This is a genomic window from Arenibacter algicola (assembly GCF_018860365.1).
Classification (GTDB): domain Bacteria; phylum Bacteroidota; class Bacteroidia; order Flavobacteriales; family Flavobacteriaceae; genus Arenibacter; species Arenibacter algicola_B.
Genome location: NZ_JAHKPO010000014.1, coordinates 482440 through 502870, shown reverse-complemented (window position 1 = coordinate 502870; position 20431 = coordinate 482440). Strand labels below are relative to the sequence as shown.

Annotated in this window: 11 protein-coding genes and 1 tRNA gene; 10 read left to right on the top strand and 2 right to left on the bottom strand. The window is 38.5% G+C overall.

Going from position 1 to position 20431, the window contains the following annotated elements:
* Nucleotides 1–40: 40 nt before the first annotated feature.
* Nucleotides 41–886: an RteC domain-containing protein gene (locus tag KO529_RS13410; protein ID WP_093979785.1), complete on the top strand. Its 846-nt coding sequence runs from the start codon at nucleotides 41–43 to the stop codon at nucleotides 884–886.
* A gap of 586 nt (nucleotides 887–1472) precedes the next feature.
* On the opposite strand, the gene KO529_RS13405 is transcribed toward KO529_RS13410, so the two are convergent.
* Both KO529_RS13405 and KO529_RS13400 read right to left on the bottom strand, forming a co-directional pair.
* Nucleotides 1473–2693: a site-specific integrase gene (locus KO529_RS13405; protein ID WP_215948380.1), complete on the bottom strand. Its 1221-nt coding sequence runs from the start codon at nucleotides 2691–2693 to the stop codon at nucleotides 1473–1475.
* Nucleotides 2694–2931: 238 nt separating this feature from the next.
* Nucleotides 2932–3016: transfer RNA gene (locus KO529_RS13400), tRNA-Ser, on the bottom strand.
* A gap of 109 nt (nucleotides 3017–3125) precedes the next feature.
* Between KO529_RS13400 and KO529_RS13395 the strand changes: the two genes are divergently transcribed.
* From KO529_RS13395 to KO529_RS13355, 9 genes are all read left to right on the top strand, one after another.
* On the top strand, nucleotides 3126–3884 hold the full coding sequence (locus KO529_RS13395) for a sulfite exporter TauE/SafE family protein (protein WP_215948379.1): 759 nt from the start codon (nucleotides 3126–3128) through the stop codon (nucleotides 3882–3884).
* Nucleotides 3885–3897: 13 nt separating this feature from the next.
* Entirely contained in the window at nucleotides 3898–4530 is a 633-nt protein-coding gene (locus tag KO529_RS13390) for an NAD(P)H-dependent oxidoreductase (protein WP_215948378.1), read from the top strand.
* Between the two features lie 51 nt (nucleotides 4531–4581).
* Nucleotides 4582–5787 carry a DegT/DnrJ/EryC1/StrS family aminotransferase gene (locus KO529_RS13385; RefSeq protein WP_215948377.1) on the top strand — a complete coding sequence of 402 codons (1206 nt, stop codon included), beginning with the start codon at nucleotides 4582–4584 and terminating at the stop codon, nucleotides 5785–5787.
* Between the two features lie 214 nt (nucleotides 5788–6001).
* The gene (locus tag KO529_RS13380; RefSeq protein ID WP_215948376.1) at nucleotides 6002–9070 is read left to right on the top strand and encodes a SusC/RagA family TonB-linked outer membrane protein; all 3069 of its coding nucleotides are present in this window, start codon (nucleotides 6002–6004) and stop codon (nucleotides 9068–9070) included.
* Between the two features lie 17 nt (nucleotides 9071–9087).
* Nucleotides 9088–10746 carry a RagB/SusD family nutrient uptake outer membrane protein gene (locus KO529_RS13375; protein ID WP_215948375.1) on the top strand — a complete coding sequence of 553 codons (1659 nt, stop codon included), beginning with the start codon at nucleotides 9088–9090 and terminating at the stop codon, nucleotides 10744–10746.
* A 139-nt stretch (nucleotides 10747–10885) separates the two neighbouring features.
* Nucleotides 10886–12940: a glycosyl hydrolase 115 family protein gene (locus KO529_RS13370; protein WP_215948374.1), complete on the top strand. Its 2055-nt coding sequence runs from the start codon at nucleotides 10886–10888 to the stop codon at nucleotides 12938–12940.
* A 10-nt stretch (nucleotides 12941–12950) separates the two neighbouring features.
* On the top strand, nucleotides 12951–15257 hold the full coding sequence (locus KO529_RS13365) for a GH92 family glycosyl hydrolase (protein WP_215948373.1): 2307 nt from the start codon (nucleotides 12951–12953) through the stop codon (nucleotides 15255–15257).
* A 108-nt stretch (nucleotides 15258–15365) separates the two neighbouring features.
* The gene (locus KO529_RS13360; protein ID WP_215948372.1) at nucleotides 15366–19424 is read left to right on the top strand and encodes a hybrid sensor histidine kinase/response regulator transcription factor; all 4059 of its coding nucleotides are present in this window, start codon (nucleotides 15366–15368) and stop codon (nucleotides 19422–19424) included.
* A gap of 139 nt (nucleotides 19425–19563) precedes the next feature.
* Nucleotides 19564–20352 (top strand): 3-keto-disaccharide hydrolase, encoded by a 789-nt coding sequence (locus tag KO529_RS13355; protein ID WP_215948371.1) that lies wholly within the window; start codon nucleotides 19564–19566, stop codon nucleotides 20350–20352.
* Nucleotides 20353–20431 lie beyond the last annotated feature (79 nt).

The window sequence follows — 20431 nt, the reverse complement described above, 5'->3', positions numbered from 1 at the left end:
TGAATTGCTTTTCACCAACATAGCATTAAAAGTTAGTAGGATGGATAATCGATTCAAGCACATTATTGATGGCTATTTTGAGAAACTGGAGGAAATTCTACCAAGTAAAAGGATAGACCTAAAAAAAAGCAATGAAGGAATTCATCTGAGCAATAATGCCCTTTATTTGCTGAAATTAATAGTGGAAAAGAAAGGTTTCAAATCCATTGAGGAAGAAATATATTTCTTTAAAAGGGTAAAATCCGAGCCCTTGAGCTATCTGGTCTATTTTAGCGAAGTCAGGTCTTGTGAACTCTTGATGCCCAAGATAGGTCTTGGAAATCAATTGAACTTTTTGGAAAAGAAAATTAAGCGCATCAATAAATTCTTCAATAGAAATTGGGACTTTGTCCATTATATGGAACAAGAACTTACCTACCTGGACGTTCAATATTTTACAAGGTCTAACCAAGTATTTCCCCTTTACTCCCTACCAGAAGCCTGTTATCTGGATCCCAAGTTCTTTACTTCTCACGATATGCTATGGGCAAGAATAAAGGGAATGAATAAGTTTATCCTATACCTCCAGAAACTTATAAAACTATTAAAATTAGAGAAACACAAAGCTTTGCAGATTGAGAAGCCCAAGAGGGCATTGGTTTGGAGTGCCTCCAAAGCAGCCTTAACAGAATTGATATATGCGCTTTACTCCAGTTCAGCGGTTAACAATGGCAAGGAAGATATAAAAGGTATTGCATCGGCATTTGAGGACTTGTTCAATATTCGTTTGGACAACATTTATAAAACCTATGCTGAGATAAAAAGTAGAAAAGATAGCAAGACACGATTTTTGGAGGAACTCATCATAAGATTCAATCAAAAAGTATATGAAGATGATGGTATATAAAAAAATCAGCCCCGAATTGTTATTGTTACTTTTTAAGACTGACAACATGAACAATGATAAATAGAAAAGAGGACGCACCCCTACGTCCTCTTTTTTTGAAGTTTGAAAAATAGATTCGTTATACAAACTTATTTTTCAAGTCTTAACTTATGAATAACAAATATAGCCTCCAACTGTCATCATGATGTTCTTATTAAAAAGGAAAATTGCCCCAATCGCTAAACAACAACTTGTATTGCCTGGGTAAAGACGTTAAAAATCTCATAATAAATTTCCAATAATTCTATAAATATTTATAAATTTAGTTAAGCTTTAAATTAAGTAATTGATTTTGAATAATTTATTTAAACTTAAGGTACAGTCTTATTTTTTGGATCAAAATATCCTTAAAAAAATTCAGTTGGTAGAACTCATCAAAAAAGATTATCCTAAAATGAAATATAGCACGATCATGGCCTATATTTCCTTATTAAAGACGCAAGGGGTTTTAGATAATCCCTCAAGAGGAATGTACACCCTTAAGTATAAAGATTGATTTAAGATCAAAATAGAGGACAAAAAAATGTTTCTAAGTTACAGCTATGATCTAGCTATTAAAATTTAATCTCTTCCTCAACATTTTCATATCATCACTTACCTTTCTATCAAGTATTTTGGCATAATGTTGGGTGGTTTTCAAGGATTTATGTCCCAACATCTTACTCACAGATTCAATAGAAACACCATTGGTCAAAGTTACGGTTGTGGCAAAAGTATGTCTGGCCAAATGAAAGGTTAAATTTTTATTTATACCACAAAGATCAGCTATCTCCTTAAGATAGGCGTTCATTTTTTGATTGCTCAACACAGGTAATATTCTATCTCCGTTTAGAATAGCAGGATGTTCGGCATACTTGTCAATAATAGCCTGTGCCGAAGGCAGGATGGGTATATTGCTACGGGTGTCCGTTTTGGATCTTTTTATTTTTATCCAATTTTCACCGTCAATTCCCAAGACCAGGTTGTCATTGGAAAGCTTTTTCACGTCTGAATAGGCCAATCCCGTAAAGCAGGAAAAAAGAAAGATATCCTTTACTTGATCCAATCTGGCATTATTGATTTCCTTTTCCAACATCTGCTGAATTTCAGATTCGGTTAAAAATTCACGGTCTACAATTTTCAACCTGCCCTTCCAATGAAGGAAAGGATCTTTTTGGATCCAATCATTCGCAAATGCAATCCGGACTATCTTTTTAAAATTGGTAATATACTTCACAGCAGTATTATGGGAACAATCGCGTTCAGTTTTTAAGTAATACTCAAACCCATCAATAAAGGCGTGATCAACCTTCTTGATTGGAATATCCTCTACCTTATACTCCTTTTTAATATATTCTTCTACATGCTTTTTGGCCGTACAATACCTTTCAACAGTGCCAGGAGCATAATCTTTGCCCACCAATGCAGCTATCTTGTCATTATGATCCTGGAAAATTTTTAACAACATTTTATCCTTGTCTGATTTACCAAGAAAAATATTCTTAATCAAATCAGCGGTAATCGGATCGTTACGATCCATGAGATTTTCATGAATTTGGTATATCTTATAACGAATCTTGTCCATATAAGCGTTCAATTCACGAACCTTAGACGAATTACCTTTCATTTTTCCGGCTGAAGCGTTCCATTTTGTCCTTAGTACCTTCCTCTTAATACTGAATTCACTCCGCTTACCATTTACGGTTATTCTAGCATAAACAGGGGCCTCACCTTCATTATCCATATCATTTCCTCTTGGATAAAAAAGAACTGAGAATGTTGTTTTCATAGGTGCGTATTTAAAATGCGGAATAAATATAAAAAATTAATTGTAATATATGATTTGTAACCGATTGAAAATTATACCATTACAGCTAATTCGGTGCGTAAATTTTGTTTAAAAAATACGCACCGAATACCGCACCTTTTCTATGATATTTTATGGTTTTATTTGATATTTTGGAAAATTAAAAAAGCCCGAAAACATAATGTTTACGGGCTTTTGTTGGAATTTGGTAAATTCCCAGCGGAGAAAGAGGGATTCGAACCCCCGGAGGTGTGACCCTCAACAGTTTTCAAGACTGCCGCATTCGACCACTCTGCCATTTCTCCTTAGCGGGTGCAAATATAGAAACCTTTTTTTTCTTTTTAAAAGAAAATGCAATTTTTATTTCAGAATTTAAATTAGGCTAGATTCTTTCCAAGAACTTACTTTTGCCTAATGGAAGAATGGTACCATTATGTACTTTTGGCTTTGGTAGGTCTCGCAGTTGGTGCGCTAAATACTTTGGCTGCCGGTGGCTCCCTTCTTACATTGCCCATCCTGATTTTTCTAGGCTTACCTGCCAGTGTTGCCAACGGCACCAACAGGATAGCCGTCCTTACCCAAGGTATTGCCAATGTTGCCGGTTATAAGAGTAAGGGCAAGACAATAGCCAGTCCGTTTATTTTGTATCTTTCCATAGTAGCCACGGTAGGTACGCTAATTGGTTCCAAACTGGCCATAGATATTAATGAAAACGCCTTTAATAAGATATTGGCCATTGTAATGGTCCTTATAGTTATTGTTATGCTTATACAGCCCAGAATACGCATTAATGATTTTGAGGAAATAATTACGGGAAAACGACAGTTTTGGGCCATAGTCTCCTTTTTCTTTATTGGTATTTACGGTGGCTTCATACAAGCCGGAACCGGTATTTTTGTTTTATTGGCATTATCAACGATCAATCACCTTACCTTAATGAAGTCGAACGTTATTAAGGCTGTGGTTATGGTAGTGTACACCAGTGCAGCCTTAATACTTTTCGGGTTGAACGGTAAGTTGGATTGGGAAATAGGCTTAACTTTGGCCTCAGGACAGACACTCGGGGGATGGTTAACCAGCAGATGGTCCGTAGACAAAGGAGACAAAATCGTGAAAATCCTACTGATTATTGTAGTCATTTTCATGTCCATTAAACTATGGTTTTTTAATTAAAAGAAAATATATTTTGGATATTATCAAGAAATTGGAATGGCGCTATGCTGTAAAGAAGTTCAATGCCGATAAGATATTGACGGAGGATAAGCTGGAAAAACTTAAGCAGGCCTTTAACTTAACGGCCACTTCTTATGGATTACAACCCATTAAATTATTAGTAGTTCAAAATAAGGAACTGCAAAAAGAATTGGTTAAGTTTTCCTATGGACAAAAGCAGGTGGCACAGGCATCGCACGTTTTTGTTATTTGTATTGAAAAGCAAATTGATAAGAAATTTATTCATGACTACTTTGCCAGGGTACAGCAAATTAGAAATACTTCAGATGAAATACTTGATCCTTTCAAGGGCGCCCTTATTGAAACCTTTTCCAAAAAGGAAATTGAGGAGGTCAGGGTTTGGGCCACGAATCAGGCTTATTTGGCATTGGGAACCCTTCTGACCGTTTGTGCCTTGGAGGAGATCGATGCCTGTCCAATGGAAGGATTTGTACCTAAGTCTTACGATGAACTATTGGGACTGGATAAACTAAAACTGACTTCGGTCTTAGTACTTCCCGTTGGATATAGGGCAACGGATGATATGTTCGCGTCCCTAAAAAAAGTACGTAGGGACTTGGATGAAAGCATCATTCATATACCCTGATCCAATCTCAAAAAAAATCAATTTAATAACCTAATAATTAAGAATTAAGATATGCCAGGATTTGAACTTTTTGGAGACCAGGAACGCGAACAAGTAAACGAGGTTTTGAATTCAGGAGTATTGATGCGGTATGGTTTTGATGGCATGAGGAATGGTCATTGGAAAGCTAAAGAATTGGAAAAGGCACTGGAAAAGCGCATGCAGGTAAACCACGCACAATTGGTGAGCAGTGGTACCGCCGCCTTAACAGTGGCGTTGGCCTGTGCTAAAGTAGGGGCAGGGGACGAAGTTATTTTGCCTACCTTTACCTTTGTTGCAAGTTTTGAAGCAGTCCTCTCCGTTGGTGCTATTCCCATTTTGGTAGATGTGGACGATACCCTTACATTAGATCCCGTAGCAGTTGAGAAGGCCGTTACCAGTAAAACCAAAGCCGTGATGCCAGTGCATATGTGCGGTTCCATGGCGGATTTGGCAGCATTAAAAAGTATATGTGACAAACATGACCTAATTCTACTGGAAGATGCCTGTCAGGCCATTGGTGGTAGCTATGAAGGAAAACCTTTGGGCAGTTATGGAGATCTGGGATGTTTTTCATTCGACTATGTAAAGACTATTACTTGTGGGGAAGGTGGCGCTATTATTACCAATAACAAAGAATATTATAAAAGTGCCGACCAATATTCCGATCACGGTCATGACCATATTGGAAAGGATAGGGGAGCGGAGGACCATCCCATTCTTGGGTATAACTACAGGATTTCCGAATTACATGCAGCCGTAGGCCTTGCACAAATTGAACGTTTGGACGATTTTATAGCCACCCAGAAAAAAAATTATTCCATCATACGTTCTGCCTTGGAAAAAATCCCTGGAATTAGCTTTAGGCGGGTACCAAAAAACGGTGTTGAGAACTATTCCTTTCTCAGTTTCTATCTGCCAACAGAAGAAATGGCCAGAAAGACGATCAAGGCTTTTTCTGAAAATGGCGTGGATGCCTGTTTTTATTGGTTCGACAATAATTGGCATTATTACCGAAAATGGGATCATTTAAAGGACATTAGTAGTCTCAATGTTTTTTCCAAAGAAATTAAAGATGGACTTCCTAATTATGAGGTTTCAGATTTCTCCAAGTCCGATCATTGGGTAAGTAGAAATATATCCTGTTTGATCAAATTGGGATGGACAGATGAGGAGGTTACTTCAAGAACCAAAAAAATGGTAAATGTTCTCCAGAATGTTGTCGTCAGTCAGACATAATTAACTCTTAAATTTTTAACATTTCAGGTTTCAAATTGGCAATATGCCTTAAAAACCTATTCATAATTCACTTTAATTATCATCATAAAAGAGGGCTCAACGCCCTCTTTTATTGATTTTGATCAATTCCTCCATGTATTTGGAAAATATGTCCATTCCTTCACATTTCTTTAACATTAATTTAGCAGTAGTTAAAAAACAAACTCAATTAAACATGAAGAAACTTAAACTTTTGATACTAGTCTTTCTGATGGGTATCACAACTGTTTCCTGGGCTCAGACCAATGTGACGGGAACAGTAATGGACGAGCAGAACGTTCCGCTCCCTGGGGCGAACGTAGTAGTAAAAGGCACTAACAATGGAGTGGTGACAGACTTTGATGGAAATTTCTCCATTAATGTCAAAGATGCTAAAGCGAGGTTGGTGGTATCCTATATAGGGTATGTGGCTAAGGAATTTACCTTGGACGGTTCATCCAATTACACCATAACCCTTGCTGAAGATGCTACTGGTCTTGAAGAAGTTGTTGTTATTGGATATGGTTCGGTAAAGAAAAGTGACCTAACCGGAGCGGTTGCCTCCTTAAATACCGAGGCATTGACCGAACAGAAAAAAACTGATATCGGCCAGGCTATGCAAGGTCGTGTTGCTGGTGTAGATGTAAGGGCCCTTAGCTCCAAACCCGGTGCACCACTTTCAATAAAAATTCGTGGTAATACCGTTATCACCAACAATAATGCTGGTAGAGATGGTGTTAGTGACAACCTGGAAGACGATTTATCTAAACCTCTATACGTGGTTGATGGTGTGTTTTTTGAGGATATCAATATTCTTAATCCAGCGGATATAGAGCAAATGGATATTCTAAAGGATGCTTCAGCTACAGCTATTTACGGTTCACGTGGCGCCAATGGTGTGGTTATAATTACGACCAAAAGTGGTATAGAAGGAAAGACAGTATTCTCCTATGAATCTACTTTTGGTTTACGTTCCGCCACTAATATTCCAGATATGTATTCCGGTGATGAATATGTAGCTTTTATAGATGACCTTTTAAAAGCCAGAGCTTGGCGTGGACTTTTTTCCAATGGTAATTTTGGAACGGTGGACGACTATAACAATGCAGTTATTGATCGTTCTACGGAATTTCAGTCTTCCAATGAAGAAGCCAATAACGTGGCCACTGGACGGTATACCGATTGGTTGGGCGATTATAGAAAAACAGGGATTCAGACAAGTCACACCCTTGGAATGTCTGGTGGTAGCAACGGATTAACGTATAACGGATCCCTAGGGTACCTTAGTGATGAAGGAGTAATGGGCATTGAAGGTTACGAGCGTTATAATTTAAGCGCATCCCTTTCAAAAAAGGTGACCGATCAACTTACAGTTGGAGTAAAAACCTATTTGGCACTTTCTGAAAGGGAAGAAGGAAGTAGGGAGTTATTCAGAAGTACTTTCAGATTGGCCCCAACCGTAAACTCTTTTGACCCCGAAGGAGAGGTAAGCCTATTCCCGGATGATCAAGATCAGCGTTTTGCCAATCCTTATTATGATGCAACTGGTGCTTGGAGGGTAAACACTAAATCGTTAGATGTTATTGCCAATGTATATTTGAATTACAAACCGGCAAGCTGGATCAATTTTAAGACTCAATTCGCCCCCAACATCAGCACTACTAGGTTCGGGGAATACAGAGGCTTATACACTAAATCTTCAAGAAACGATGCTAGTAGGATACAATCCCACTACGATTCCCGATTTAGAACTTCCTATACTTGGGATAATATAGTGGATTTTGATTTTGACTTCTTCAAGGGACATAATTTAAAGACCACACTTATTTCCTCCCTATACTATAACCAAAATGAGGGAAGTGATATACAGACCAGGAATTTTGATACGGATGCCTACTTGTTCTATAATACACAGGCTGGTACCGATATAAGGGATTATGGTAGTTTTTACGGTAAACAATCCTTGGCTTCATTTGCAGGGAGATTAAACTACAATATCCAGGACAAGTATCTATTTACCTTCACAGGTAGGTATGATGGTTCATCCAAACTTTCAGTAGGCAACAAATGGAACTTTTTTCCATCTGCAGCATTTGCCTGGAGAGTTAGTGAAGAAAATTTTATGGAGTCCGTAGACTGGATCAACGATCTAAAATTGAGGCTTAGTTATGGTGAATCCGGTAATGACACCACAGTTCAACCTTACAGTTCACTTTCTTTCTTGAATAACACCAACTACTTGTTCGGTGATGCTCAAGGTAACGGAAAGTCAGTGGCTGGATTATCGAATAGTAATTTAACATGGGAGATTTCTAAGGAATATAACTTTGGATTGGATTTTGCCATGGTCAATAACCGTGTTCGACTTGGGTTTGAATATTATAACAAAGAAACTGAAGGAAGTATTCTTGACAGACAATTGTCATCTATAACCGGATTTGGTAGTGCTGTAGGTAATTTTGGATCTGTCCGCAACAAAGGGATAGAGCTTACCTTGAACACCGTAAATGTAAGAACAAAGGACTTTTCTTGGAAGACCAGTATCAACTTTTCCAAGAACACCAACGAAATTTTAAAATTGGATGGCGATTTGGATGAGATTCCTTTCGGAAGTCACGGAGTCCTAAAAATTGGAGAAGCCGTTGATGCGATCTATGCATATGATAAAGTAGGTATATGGCAATTGGACGAGGCCGCGGATGCAGCTGTATATAATGCAGTTCCTGGTCAATACAAATATGTGGATCAAAATAATGATAACTTGATCAATCAGGACGATCAGGTAGTTTTAGGTTCCATTTCACCAGAGTGGACCGGAGGTATGACCAACAGTTTTGCTTACAAGAATTTGGACTTTAGTGTACAAATGTATACAAGACAAGGAGTACTGGGACATTCTGAATTTTACCAACATTTTGCACCATATCAAGGTGATGATGGAAAATTCAATAAAGTGGATTTAGATTATTGGACCCCTAACAATCCGGATGCAAAATACCCAGCCCCAGAATACGGGCACCCAGGGGAGTGGTATTTTGAAAATTTCGATTTTGTTCGTATTGGTAACATCGGTCTGGGATATAATTTTTCAGATAGCCTAATGGACCAATTTAATATGTCTAGCCTACGTTTGTCTTTGGATGTTCAAAACCCATTTACATTTACGGATTACAAAGGACCGGACCCAGAAACGGGCTTACAGAACTCCTACAACATGACATACTCGGTTAAAACCGTATTGTTTGGCTTAAAACTTACCTTTTAACTTATAAAATATTCAAGATGAAACTGATAAAAAACAAAATATACGTTCTGGTTTTACTGGGAGTATTCATTGGCCTCAGTGCCTGTGAAAGTTATATTGAAGAAGACATTTTTTCCGATATAACCAGTGAAAACTTTATAGATGAAAATACGGCCGATCAATTGGTAGTAGGTATCTACTCCAATTTGCGAAATGTATACAAGGATTACGGTCTACAATTTTTAGGTACCGATATTTTTACGAGTAAGGGAGAAGTGTTCTCTTTTTCTTCGACCAATGATTATTTCGACCTAAACTCCGGAGTTGGAGGAAGTATGTGGTCCCGTAATTACAATGTAATCGCCAAAGCGAATACAGCTATTAATCGCTATGAAAATGAAATTAACTTTAGCGATTCCAGATTGGATGATAAAGCCTATGGCATTGCTCAGGCTAAAGCTTTAAGGGCATTGGCATTTTTTAATCTAGCACAGCAATACGGTGGGGTAGTTTTGGAATTGGATGAACCTAATAGTATTCGTTCCGATTACGCCAGAAGTACAGAGCAAGAAACTTATGCCCAGATTATAGCAGACTTGGAGGCCGCTATTCCAAATTTAATGGATGCCCCGCAAACAGGACGATTTTCAAAAAGGGCAGCACAACACTTGTTGGCGGAGGTTTATTTAACAAGAGCATATTCTTCTTTTGCCGATTCTTCGGATTTTGCAACGGCTGCGGCCTTGACAGAACAGGCAATTGGCAATTATGATATAAGAAGTCAGACTTTTGACCAAGTTTTTGACTATGGAAACCAAGTAAACCCGGAGATACTATTTGCCATACAATACGGAAATTCTGGCGATGCAGCGGATAGAAATAACAATAAGCACTCCATTTTCCTGAACAGTGTTAACGATTATCCTGGAATAGCTAGAACCAATCCTTATGGAAGAAGTGATTTTGGTGCAATGCCAACCCCATTCTTTTACTCTTTGTTCACCGATAATGATGATAGGGAGCAAGCTACCATGCACAGAGCTTTAATTGCAAATGAAAGTGTGACCTACAATTCAGATTTCGGAACCGACCTTATTGTGCCTGGCGACACTGTGATATATTATCCAAAGGTTGCACTTGATGCGGCAGAGTTGGCAGATAAATTAAATAGATATTATGTATATCAGCCAGATCAATATTTATTCGGTGTACCAGCAAATGTTGATGGAGCTATTTACCAATACAGTTCAAACCTTAACCGTACGAATTTCCCAATATTTAAGAAGTTTGGCGATGTAGATTTTGATGAATCCGAAGGAGGTTCGCGCGATACCTTTGTATTTAGGGTTTCAGGAACTCATTTATTGGCCGCAGAGGCTCATCTAGGAGCAGGTAATACTACCCAAGCCCTATTTCATATCAACCGTGTTCGTGAAAGGGCTACTGGCGTTGCCAATGCCTATGCCACAGTTACCATAGATGATATTTTAAACGAACGTGCTTTGGAATTGGCCGGTGAGGCAAATCGCTGGGCGGTATTAAAGCGTACTGGGAAACTTCAGGAACGTATTGGACTATACAATCCACATGTAATAGATCATGGAGCCTTTGATCCAAGTATTCATTTATTGAGACCTATTCCTTCAGGGGAATTGGAACTTTCAGATGGCTCATTACAACAGAACCCAGGTTACTAAAATTTTACAGATTAATTAGTTAGTTTTTTTTTGAGTTAGTTCCCCCTTCAAAAATGGGCAGGTTAATTCGCCTGTCCATTTTTATTAAAAATCAATGAACAATTCCCTTAGGGATAGTATATTTAACAGCAGAATTAAAATGATCAAAATCTTCCATATAATACCAAGAAACATTTGGGGCCTATTTTTAGGGATGCTAATACTGTCATCCTGTTCCAGCCCACAAACGGAGCATTATTATTTGGTGCTGGGAAATAAAGCAAACGAGGTAGAAATAAGTACTGCCGAAGATTTAAAGTCAGACCTATCAAAAGTGCTTGAACTGGAAGGCCGTATAATTTCCGATATTGATAATATTCCAAAAGGCACACCTACATTTATTTTGGGCACTCCCAAATCCAATAGTCTTATAGCCAGCTTGGTTAAAAAGAAAGCCATAATTCTTTCTGAAGATAATCCGGGACCAAGGGGAGGCATATGGCACAAAACAAAATTGAAAAATAAGCAGGAGGCCATTGTTCTCGCCGGATCGGATGTACAAGGTTTTCAGTACGCCGTATACGACTATTCCAAAGAAATTTTGGGTATTGACCCTCTTGAATATTGGACAGGAAAGAAAGCTTTAAAGAAAACGAACTTGGATTTGGTCAATTTTGAAAATCGAAGAATTGCGCCTCCCAAAGTTCCCATTCTATGCTATTTCGAAAACGACGTGGATGAACTGGCCAACTACAGAGGCAAATTATTGGAGTACGACTGGGAAAGCTATACCCAAATGATTAACTCCCTTGTTAGATTACGCTACAACGCCATCCAGTTTTTTGATATGTTGGGACGACCAGAATTTTTTATCCGTCCGGAATACAAAGAGCTTAATCCCAATTATCAAATAGACATAGAATATCTGGATAAGATGATCGATTATGCCCATCAAAAAGGAATGAAAGTTCAGATAGATTTCGCTTTGGGATATCAAATACATCCCATGTCCGAGGACAAGGCTACCTGTTGGAGGGATTATAAAGAGGAGTGGGTAAAGGCTTGGAAGTATTATTTGGAGGAAACTCCTCTAAAAAAAACAGACATATTTATTCTAAGGCCTAGGCACCAAGTCTGGGATTGGGAATATGAAAGTACTTGTGGCGAGAATAAAATAGAGGTGTTCAATGATGTGTATAAGGTGTTTGGCGAATTGGTGGATCAATATAAACCCAATGCAGATAAGGTATTGATCTGTTATTCCGATGGCATGGAGATGTGGAACGACGGATTTAGACCTCCAAAAGATTGGATAGTGGCATGGTCCGATGATGGTTTTGGCGATTTTGAACATTTGCCCAACACTACTGATGGCTACAATTTTGGAACTTATATGCATGCCGGTTTTTGGTTGAACCACACAGTACATAACCCATATCCTGAAACTGTGGAAACCGTAATGAAAAATATGTTCCAAGATTATGATGCTGATAAATATTGCTTGGTGAACGGACAGAATTTTAGACCATTCCTACTTAATCTAGAAGCCTATAGTGCCGTTTGTCAGGATCCCGACAGTTTTGATTATGACGATTTCTATAAGCAATGGGCCAAAAGATATTTCAAGGAAAATCAACGTGAATCTGCCATATCCTCCATGAAATTGTTACATGAAGCGCAAGAAGGAAGGATTGGATACGTTCAGCATTTATGGGAAATACGGGAGTCTATTTCATACCTGTCGGACTCCCCAATAGAAAGACCTGGGAAGACTCCAGTGCCACATGATTTTAAAAGAGTTGAAAATGACCTGGAACATGTGAAAAAAACTCAGAATTATATTCAACAATCCCTGGAGACCGCTGAAAAAGGACTGGATAAAAAAGATTTGGAAGCTGATTTCTATTACTCATATGTCTATCTGCCAGCACTACTTTACAACGACCTAATCTCGTTTGAAGCTTCATTACATAATATGGCATTGTTGAAAAAACAATATGAGGATACTGGAAAAAAAATATACATAAAACAAGCCTTGGACCTATGGCCTGAGATAAATCAAAAATTAGAGGTCATTTATCAAAACAGGAACTCTGGGGATAAGGAGGAAAAGTGGGCCAATTGGTATTCCCCAGAAATCCGCAGACCCAATAATGGCTTTCCTACTATAGACATGCTAACCACAATTAAATTAAGTTTAGAGGATAAATTATAAAAGTGTACAAATGAAAAAACTATATTCGGGACTTCTTATAGGATTACTTACGGCAACAATTAACTACTCCTGTAAAACAGAACAAGCACCTTCGCAAAATCTAGCGCCAAATACCGCATCACCTGTAGATCTGGTTTATCCACATCTCGATTCCGAAAACTCCAGATGGTTCTTTTTTTCCTCGGCCTCAAGACCTTTTGGTATGGTGAATTTAAGTCCAGACACAGAAATTAAGGGTGCCTGGGGTAGTGGATATAGATACAAAACGGATACCATTAAAGGATTTAGCCATGTACACGGTTGGCAGATTTCAGGGCTTTCCGTAATGCCGGTAAGCATTACCCCCGAAAACGAGACTGCGATATACAAAGATTTTTATTCCAAATTTAATCACGATGCAGAAAAGGTTTCACCTGGCTATCACTATGTCGAAATGGAACGCCAAGGAATAACCGCGGAGCTCACCAGTACCAAAAGGGTCGGGTTCCACAAATACTCCTTTCCCACCAACGGAAGTCCGGCAATACTATTTAACCTTAACACCCTTTTGGGTCCTAATGGAAATGTAAATGGGACCTTAGAGAAAATTGGAAACAAAACTCTTTCCGGAGAGCTGGAAATGACCCCAACCCATAGGCGCCCAAAACCCTTCAAACTCTTTTTTAAAATAGAATTGAACTCGGAAATCAGCGCTATTGCTCAAGACCCAGAAACCGGTAATTATTTGGTTTTTACAGATGAAAACAACCGGGATGTCTTAATGAAAGCCGCTATATCGTATACTTCCACTGCAAATGCCACTAACAATATGAATTCGGAATTGAACCATTGGGATTTTCAAAAGGTGGTGGACGATTCCAAAGCGGAATGGAATGGCTTTCTTGGCAGAATCAAAATTGAAGGAGGTTCGGAAACACAACAACGCCGATTTTACACAGACTTATGGCACGCCTTGCAAGGCCGTAGGGTAATAAGTGATATTAATGGGGCCTATCCCGATAATACCGGAGATAACTTCAGAATAGGACAAATACCTTTTAATACAGAAGGAAAACCAAAGTTCAACCATTATAATTCCGATTCCTTTTGGGGTGCCCAATGGACCATAAATACGCTTTGGGGCTTGGTCTACCCTGATATTATGGAAGATTTTGTTCATTCCCTTATTCAATATTATCAAGACGGTGGCTTAGTTCCACGGGGGCCTTCAGGAGGCAATTACACCTATGTTATGACCGGGGCATCATCCACACCGTTTATTGTCAGCGCTATACAGAAAGGTATAGTTACGGAAAATTTGGAGGATATATATCAGGCATTAAAGAAAAACCATATGCCAGGAGGGATTATGGAAAAGGCCGGTTATGAGCACAAAACCGCCCTAGGCGGGGGATTCAAGTACTATTTAAAGAACGGATACGTACCTTATCCGATACCAGAAGGTAACTTTGGTGGACATCAGGATGGAGCCAGCCTTACCATGGAGTACGCTTACCAAGACTGGACTTTGGCACAATTGGCTAAAAAACTAGGGCACAAGGAAGACTATGATATGTTTCTGCGGCGTTCTGAAAATTTCAAAAATGTGTTCGACAAAAGCTCGGGCTGGATGAGACCTAAGGATGTGGATGGGGTTTGGTACAAAGATTTTGACCCATACGAACACCAACACGGATTCATTGAATCTAACGGAGCACAATCTACTTGGTTTGTACCCCATAACCTTGGAGGTCTGGCAGAACTGATGGGAGGTAAGGAAAAAGCAGTGGACAAGTTGAACGCACAATTTGAGACCGCTGAAAAATTGGGGTTTGCAGCGGGCAATTCGCATGCACAGGAATTACACCCGGAATATAGGCGCGTTCCTATAAACTATGGAAATCAACCGTCCATCCAAACAGCATTTGTATTTAATAAGTTAGATAGGCCGGATCTAACACAATATTGGTCCAGAAAGGTTGTAGGCAAGGTTTTTGGTGGACTTTCTCCTGCAACTGGCTATAATGGCGATGAAGATCAAGGACTTATGGGAAGTTTGGCCGTATTAATGAAAATAGGGCTTTTTCAAATGAACGGAGGAACGGAAAATGATCCTACTTATGAGTTGGGCAGTCCAATTTTTGATAGGGTAGAGGTTAGCCTTCATCCCGATTATTTTGCTGGAAAATCATTTTCCATAGAGGCTAAAAATAATGGGCAGGAACAATGGGCAATTAAAAATGCCAAATGGAACCAAAAGGCTTTAAATGACTATTCCATTAAGCATTCGCAATTAGTGAAAGGCGGAGAACTAGAATTGGAACTAGGGGGGGAGTAAGCCTTCCTAGTTCTGATACGGCACAAATTTAAAAAAGCTTCAAATGTAGTGGCCAAAGCGTATGGTTCTTAAATACCGTATCTTGCAATAAATTAAAATCGTTTCCCATTGAAAGGCATCATTAGCCATATTATCCTTTATATTGTTTCAATTTGGGGTCTGTTTTCGCAGACCATCCAGTTTGAACATTATAATGATGCCAATGGCCTTTCGCACAATTCTGTAAGACATATTGTCCAAGATAAAAATGGTTTTCTATGGTTGGGTACTTTTTCTGGTCTAAATAGATTCGACGGTTATCAGTTTAAATCCTTTTTGAGTTCCTCCTCGGTTTCCAATACCATCCCAAATGATGATATTACCGCATTGGAATTGGACGAAGAAACCAATAACCTGTGGATAGGTACGCGTAATGGACTTACTTTATTGGACATTGATACCCAAAAATTTACTACTTTTTTACCAAACCCTAAGGATAGCAATAGTTTGCAAGACGAAGAAATAAGGTCTGTGCATATAGATCGATTTAAACAAATTTGGGTAGGCACCAAGAATAATGGACTTTTTGTATACCATCAGGACCAAAAAATATTTGAAAAAATAGAATTGCAAGGGTTCCATTACATTAAAGAAATCTACGAGGATTCCAAGGGCCATTTATGGATAGGTAGTTACGAAACCGCGGGCCTAGCCAAAATTACTTTGGATAGCCTAGGAAGCCCTGTAAAAATAGACACATACACCTTAAATGTTCCTGATTCAATTGAATTAAACCCCTATGTAAATTTCATCTATGAAAATGGCGATCTTGATATTTTTGTGGGCACTAGAAGAGGACTTTACAAATTCAGCAAGGAAAACAATGAATTTACTAACCTGTATATAGAAAATGTAAAGACAAGGGACAAACTTGGCCCGTATTTTATCTCCATCGCCAGAGCTCCTGACGGCAAGTATTGGTTGGGTACCTTAGGTGGTATTTTGGTAGTGGAGAATCTTGAGGATATCACAAATAAAAAATACGCTTGGTATTATTCCGAATTGTCCAACAGTGACTCCCTAATAGATGATCTAGTCTATGAGCTTTATTTTGATGAATTGGGCTTGTTATGGATCGGTACGGAAAACGGATTGGATAAGTATGACCCATTTAGCAATCAATTTAGAGTAAACAAAGGCATATCCAAATATCTGGATAACCAAGTACCTCGAATACGTGGCTTTTCCAAAACTTTTGACGATAATGTTATTGTGGCTACTAGGCACAACGGGTTATTTATTGTCCAAGATGACAATTCCTGTTCTTCCTGCCAAAGTGTTCTACCATTATACCAAATTAACCATGACATTGCCAGTATATATTCTATAAATGGAAAAATATTCTACTGCGGACTTTGGAACGGGAAAATATTGATCTACGATTATCCAGCCAACACTTCCGAAGTCATTGACATTGGTTTTGGCCCCAACCCTATATTGGCATTTGCCAACCTTGGAAACAACAACTTGGCTATTGGCTCGCATGGAGAGGGCTCTATTATTCTAAATACTGAACAAAACCAACCTGAAAAGTCCGAGGGTGTGCTTCTCTCTTCCCGCGAAATAAACCAGATTGCTGTAGACTCTCTCGGGACCCTTTGGTACGCTACGCAGACAGGAATCTTAAAATATGATCCCCTAACCAATAAGGCTAAAGCTTACAATCCAAAATTAGGAGGTAAAACAGGCTTGTCCCATGGAAACGTAAGTGACCTAGTAATAGACCCTTCAGGTAACATTTGGGCGGCCACTAGAAAAGGCCTGGACCACTACGATCCAAGTTTGGATGATTTTATACCTGTAATAGAACCCAAAGATTTAAATGGTACCTGGATAACGAATGCTGTAACGGACAATATTGGCAATTTGTGGCTAAACATGAATAATAACCGTTTGGCCAGGTACAATACGGTTTCGAAGGAACTAAACATGTACTATACGGATAGTGGAAATAGATTGGATATTTTTAGTTCAAGAGGTTTTTATTACGCTAGCGATGACCGCATGTATCTGGCAGGTAAAGACGGAATTATAAGCTTTTCTCCAAAAAACCTAAAGGACAACGACAAGTCGCCTCCGCCAGTAATTACCAATATTCGAATACAGAATAATGAAATAGAGATAGGAGATGTGCTAAATAATCAATTAGTTCTTAAAGAGGATATTAACAATGGGCGGACATTGATACTTGAACATGATAACAAAAATTTTTCCCTAACCTTCTCACATCCATCCTATACTAATGAACGTTTCAATAAATACAGCTATAGACTACTGGGTTTTGATAATCAATGGACCACAGTAGACATTAGACAACGCACCGTACAATATACCAATCTTTTTTTTGGAGATTATGTTTTTGAAGTAAAAGCAATGAACAGTCATGGTATCTGGAGTCCCGTTTCTACCTATGACATAGAAATACTTCCTCCATTCTGGTTAACCTATAAAGCACTCTTACTGGATTTATTAGTTATTTCTGTAGTGTTCTATTTTGTTAGAAAACAAATTAAGGCAAGACTAATTCTAAAACAAGAGCTGTTGTTGGAAAAGGTAAAAAGGGAGCGAGATGAAAAACTAAACAATGAAAAACTTAAATTTTTCACCAATATATCGCACGAGTTGAGAACCCCTTTGACCCTTATATTAGGCCCCGCAAAACAATTGATAGAGGAGGGAAAAGAATCTGGCAACCAATTCCAACAAAGCAGGTTCAATCTAATCCACCAAAATGCCAACAGACTTTTAAATCTTGTGAATCAAGTACTGGATTTTCGTAGGGCACAATCGGGCGAATTACAGTTGAAAGTCACTAAAACCAATATTTTTCAACGAACTACCAATACCTTTAGATCTTTTCAAGAACTGGCAGATGATAAGAAAATCAACTTTAATATTGTCTGCGACAATCAAGATATAGAAGGTTATTTAGACTGGGACAAGTATGATAAGATACTGTACAATTTGCTGTCCAATGCATTGAAATTTACCCACAAATATGGACACGTAGACCTATTTGTAAATACGCGTCAGGAGAACAACGGGCAACAATTAATTGTTGAAGTTAGCGACGATGGTATTGGTATCCCTAAAGAGAGTCAAGCAAAGATATTTTCAAGATTTTTTCAAGCCTCCAATAGTAAGGAAAATAATACCGGATCCGGTATTGGTTTGTCCCTGGTAAAGGCATTGGTGGAATTGCATAAAGGAACTATAGAGGTAGTGAGTGAGTTGGAAAAAGGAAGTACTTTCACATTAAAAATTCCAATTTCCAAGAAAGCCTATTCAGACGATGAAATTTTTGAGGTGGTAAAGCCCGATACTCCTGAGGAATCCCCTCAACTAATAACAGCTAAAAAGATAATTCAAAGTACCCACCTAAAAGAAAGGATACTAATTATTGAGGACAATGTTGAATTGCGAAATTATTTAGTGGAGTACCTTTCGGACCATTACAAGGTTTTTGAAGCGGAAAATGGTAAAGTGGGCCTTGATCAATGTAGAAAAGTAAAACCCGTACTATGCATAGCCGATATTATGATGCCAGAAATGGATGGGCTGGAATTCTGTAAAATTTTAAAGAACGATGACGATATAAGTCATGTCCCTGTTATTTTATTGACAGCACTTTCGGATAGTGATGATAAAATTCGAGGTTATAGTAGTGGTGCCGATGGGTATTTGGTAAAGCCCTTTGAACCTTCCTTGCTAAAAACGAGAATTGAGAACATCATCAAATCACGTATGGAGCTGAAAAATAAATTTTCAGGGGAAGTGGAAAGTGAGGTTACCACTTTGACACACTCGCCCGCTGATGAACTTTTTATGGAGAAACTCACACAATTGATCGAAGATGATATGGGTAACCTGGAGCTTAACACCTCCTTTTTGTGTCATGAATTAGGCATGAGCTCTTCCAAATTATACAGAAAAATTAAGGAGATAACAGATTTGGCTCCAAATGAATTTATTAGAACCATTAGGCTTAAAAAGGCGGCACATTTGCTAAATACCAAAAGGTATAATGTCAGTGAGGTAACTGTCCTGGTCGGATTTAACGATCCTTTGTATTTTAGTAGATGTTTTAAAAAGCAATTTGGTTACCCTCCAAGTAATCTCATCAAGTAAAGTTGTCAAATATTTACACAGTGCCGAGTTTCCAGATAATTCCCTTCCATAACAGAAACATATCTAAACTCTGGGATAAGTTTAAGTAATATTGCTATATTTAGTCCTCAAATAATTTACGTTTAAATCCATTAGTAATATGAATTCCAAGACTATTTTCCTTTTCCTATTTTCTATTGCTTTTTCATTCCAAATAGGTGCACAAAACAAACATATTAGTACTCCTCCTGAGGTTTCTCCTATGCCCATGAAGGCAGAAATGACGGAAATATGGGAGCCAGAAGTAAGCGTAGTGACCCCGGCAAAAACATTGGGAGATGCCCCTTCGGATGCTATTATTTTATTTGATGGCACAAACTTGGATCAATGGGTAAAACAAAAGGACAATACCCAACCAGCTCCCTGGAAAATTGTAGACAACGACTATATGGAAGTGGTACCAGGTTCTGGAGGTATAAGTACCAGGATGAAATTTGGTGATTGCCAGGTCCATATAGAATTTAGCGCTCCGGATGTGGTTGAAGGTTCAAGCCAGGGTAGAGGCAATAGCGGATTATTTTTGCAGAACAGATATGAATTGCAAATATTGGATTCATACAATAATCGTACCTATAGAAACGGACAGGCCGGCAGTATATATAAAGATCATGCACCCTTGGTAAATGCCATGCGCCGTCCATTGGAATGGAACACTTACGACGTAATCTATACAGCCCCAAGATTTAAAAAAGATGGCCGCTTGGATGCCAAGGCAAAGATTACCGTGCTGCACAACGGTGTTCTAATACAAAATAACGTAGAGATTAGTGGTAACACCTATTATATTGGTTTGCATGATTACCCATCTGCCCATGGGGACGATGTACTTTCTCTTCAGGACCACGGCAACAAAACACAATTCAAGAACATCTGGGTAAGACCCTTGTAAGTCTGGACTACCTTGAGCTAAAATAAAATGCCGAAGGAAATTGATCCTTCGGCATTTAATATTTAAGATTTAATCGTCC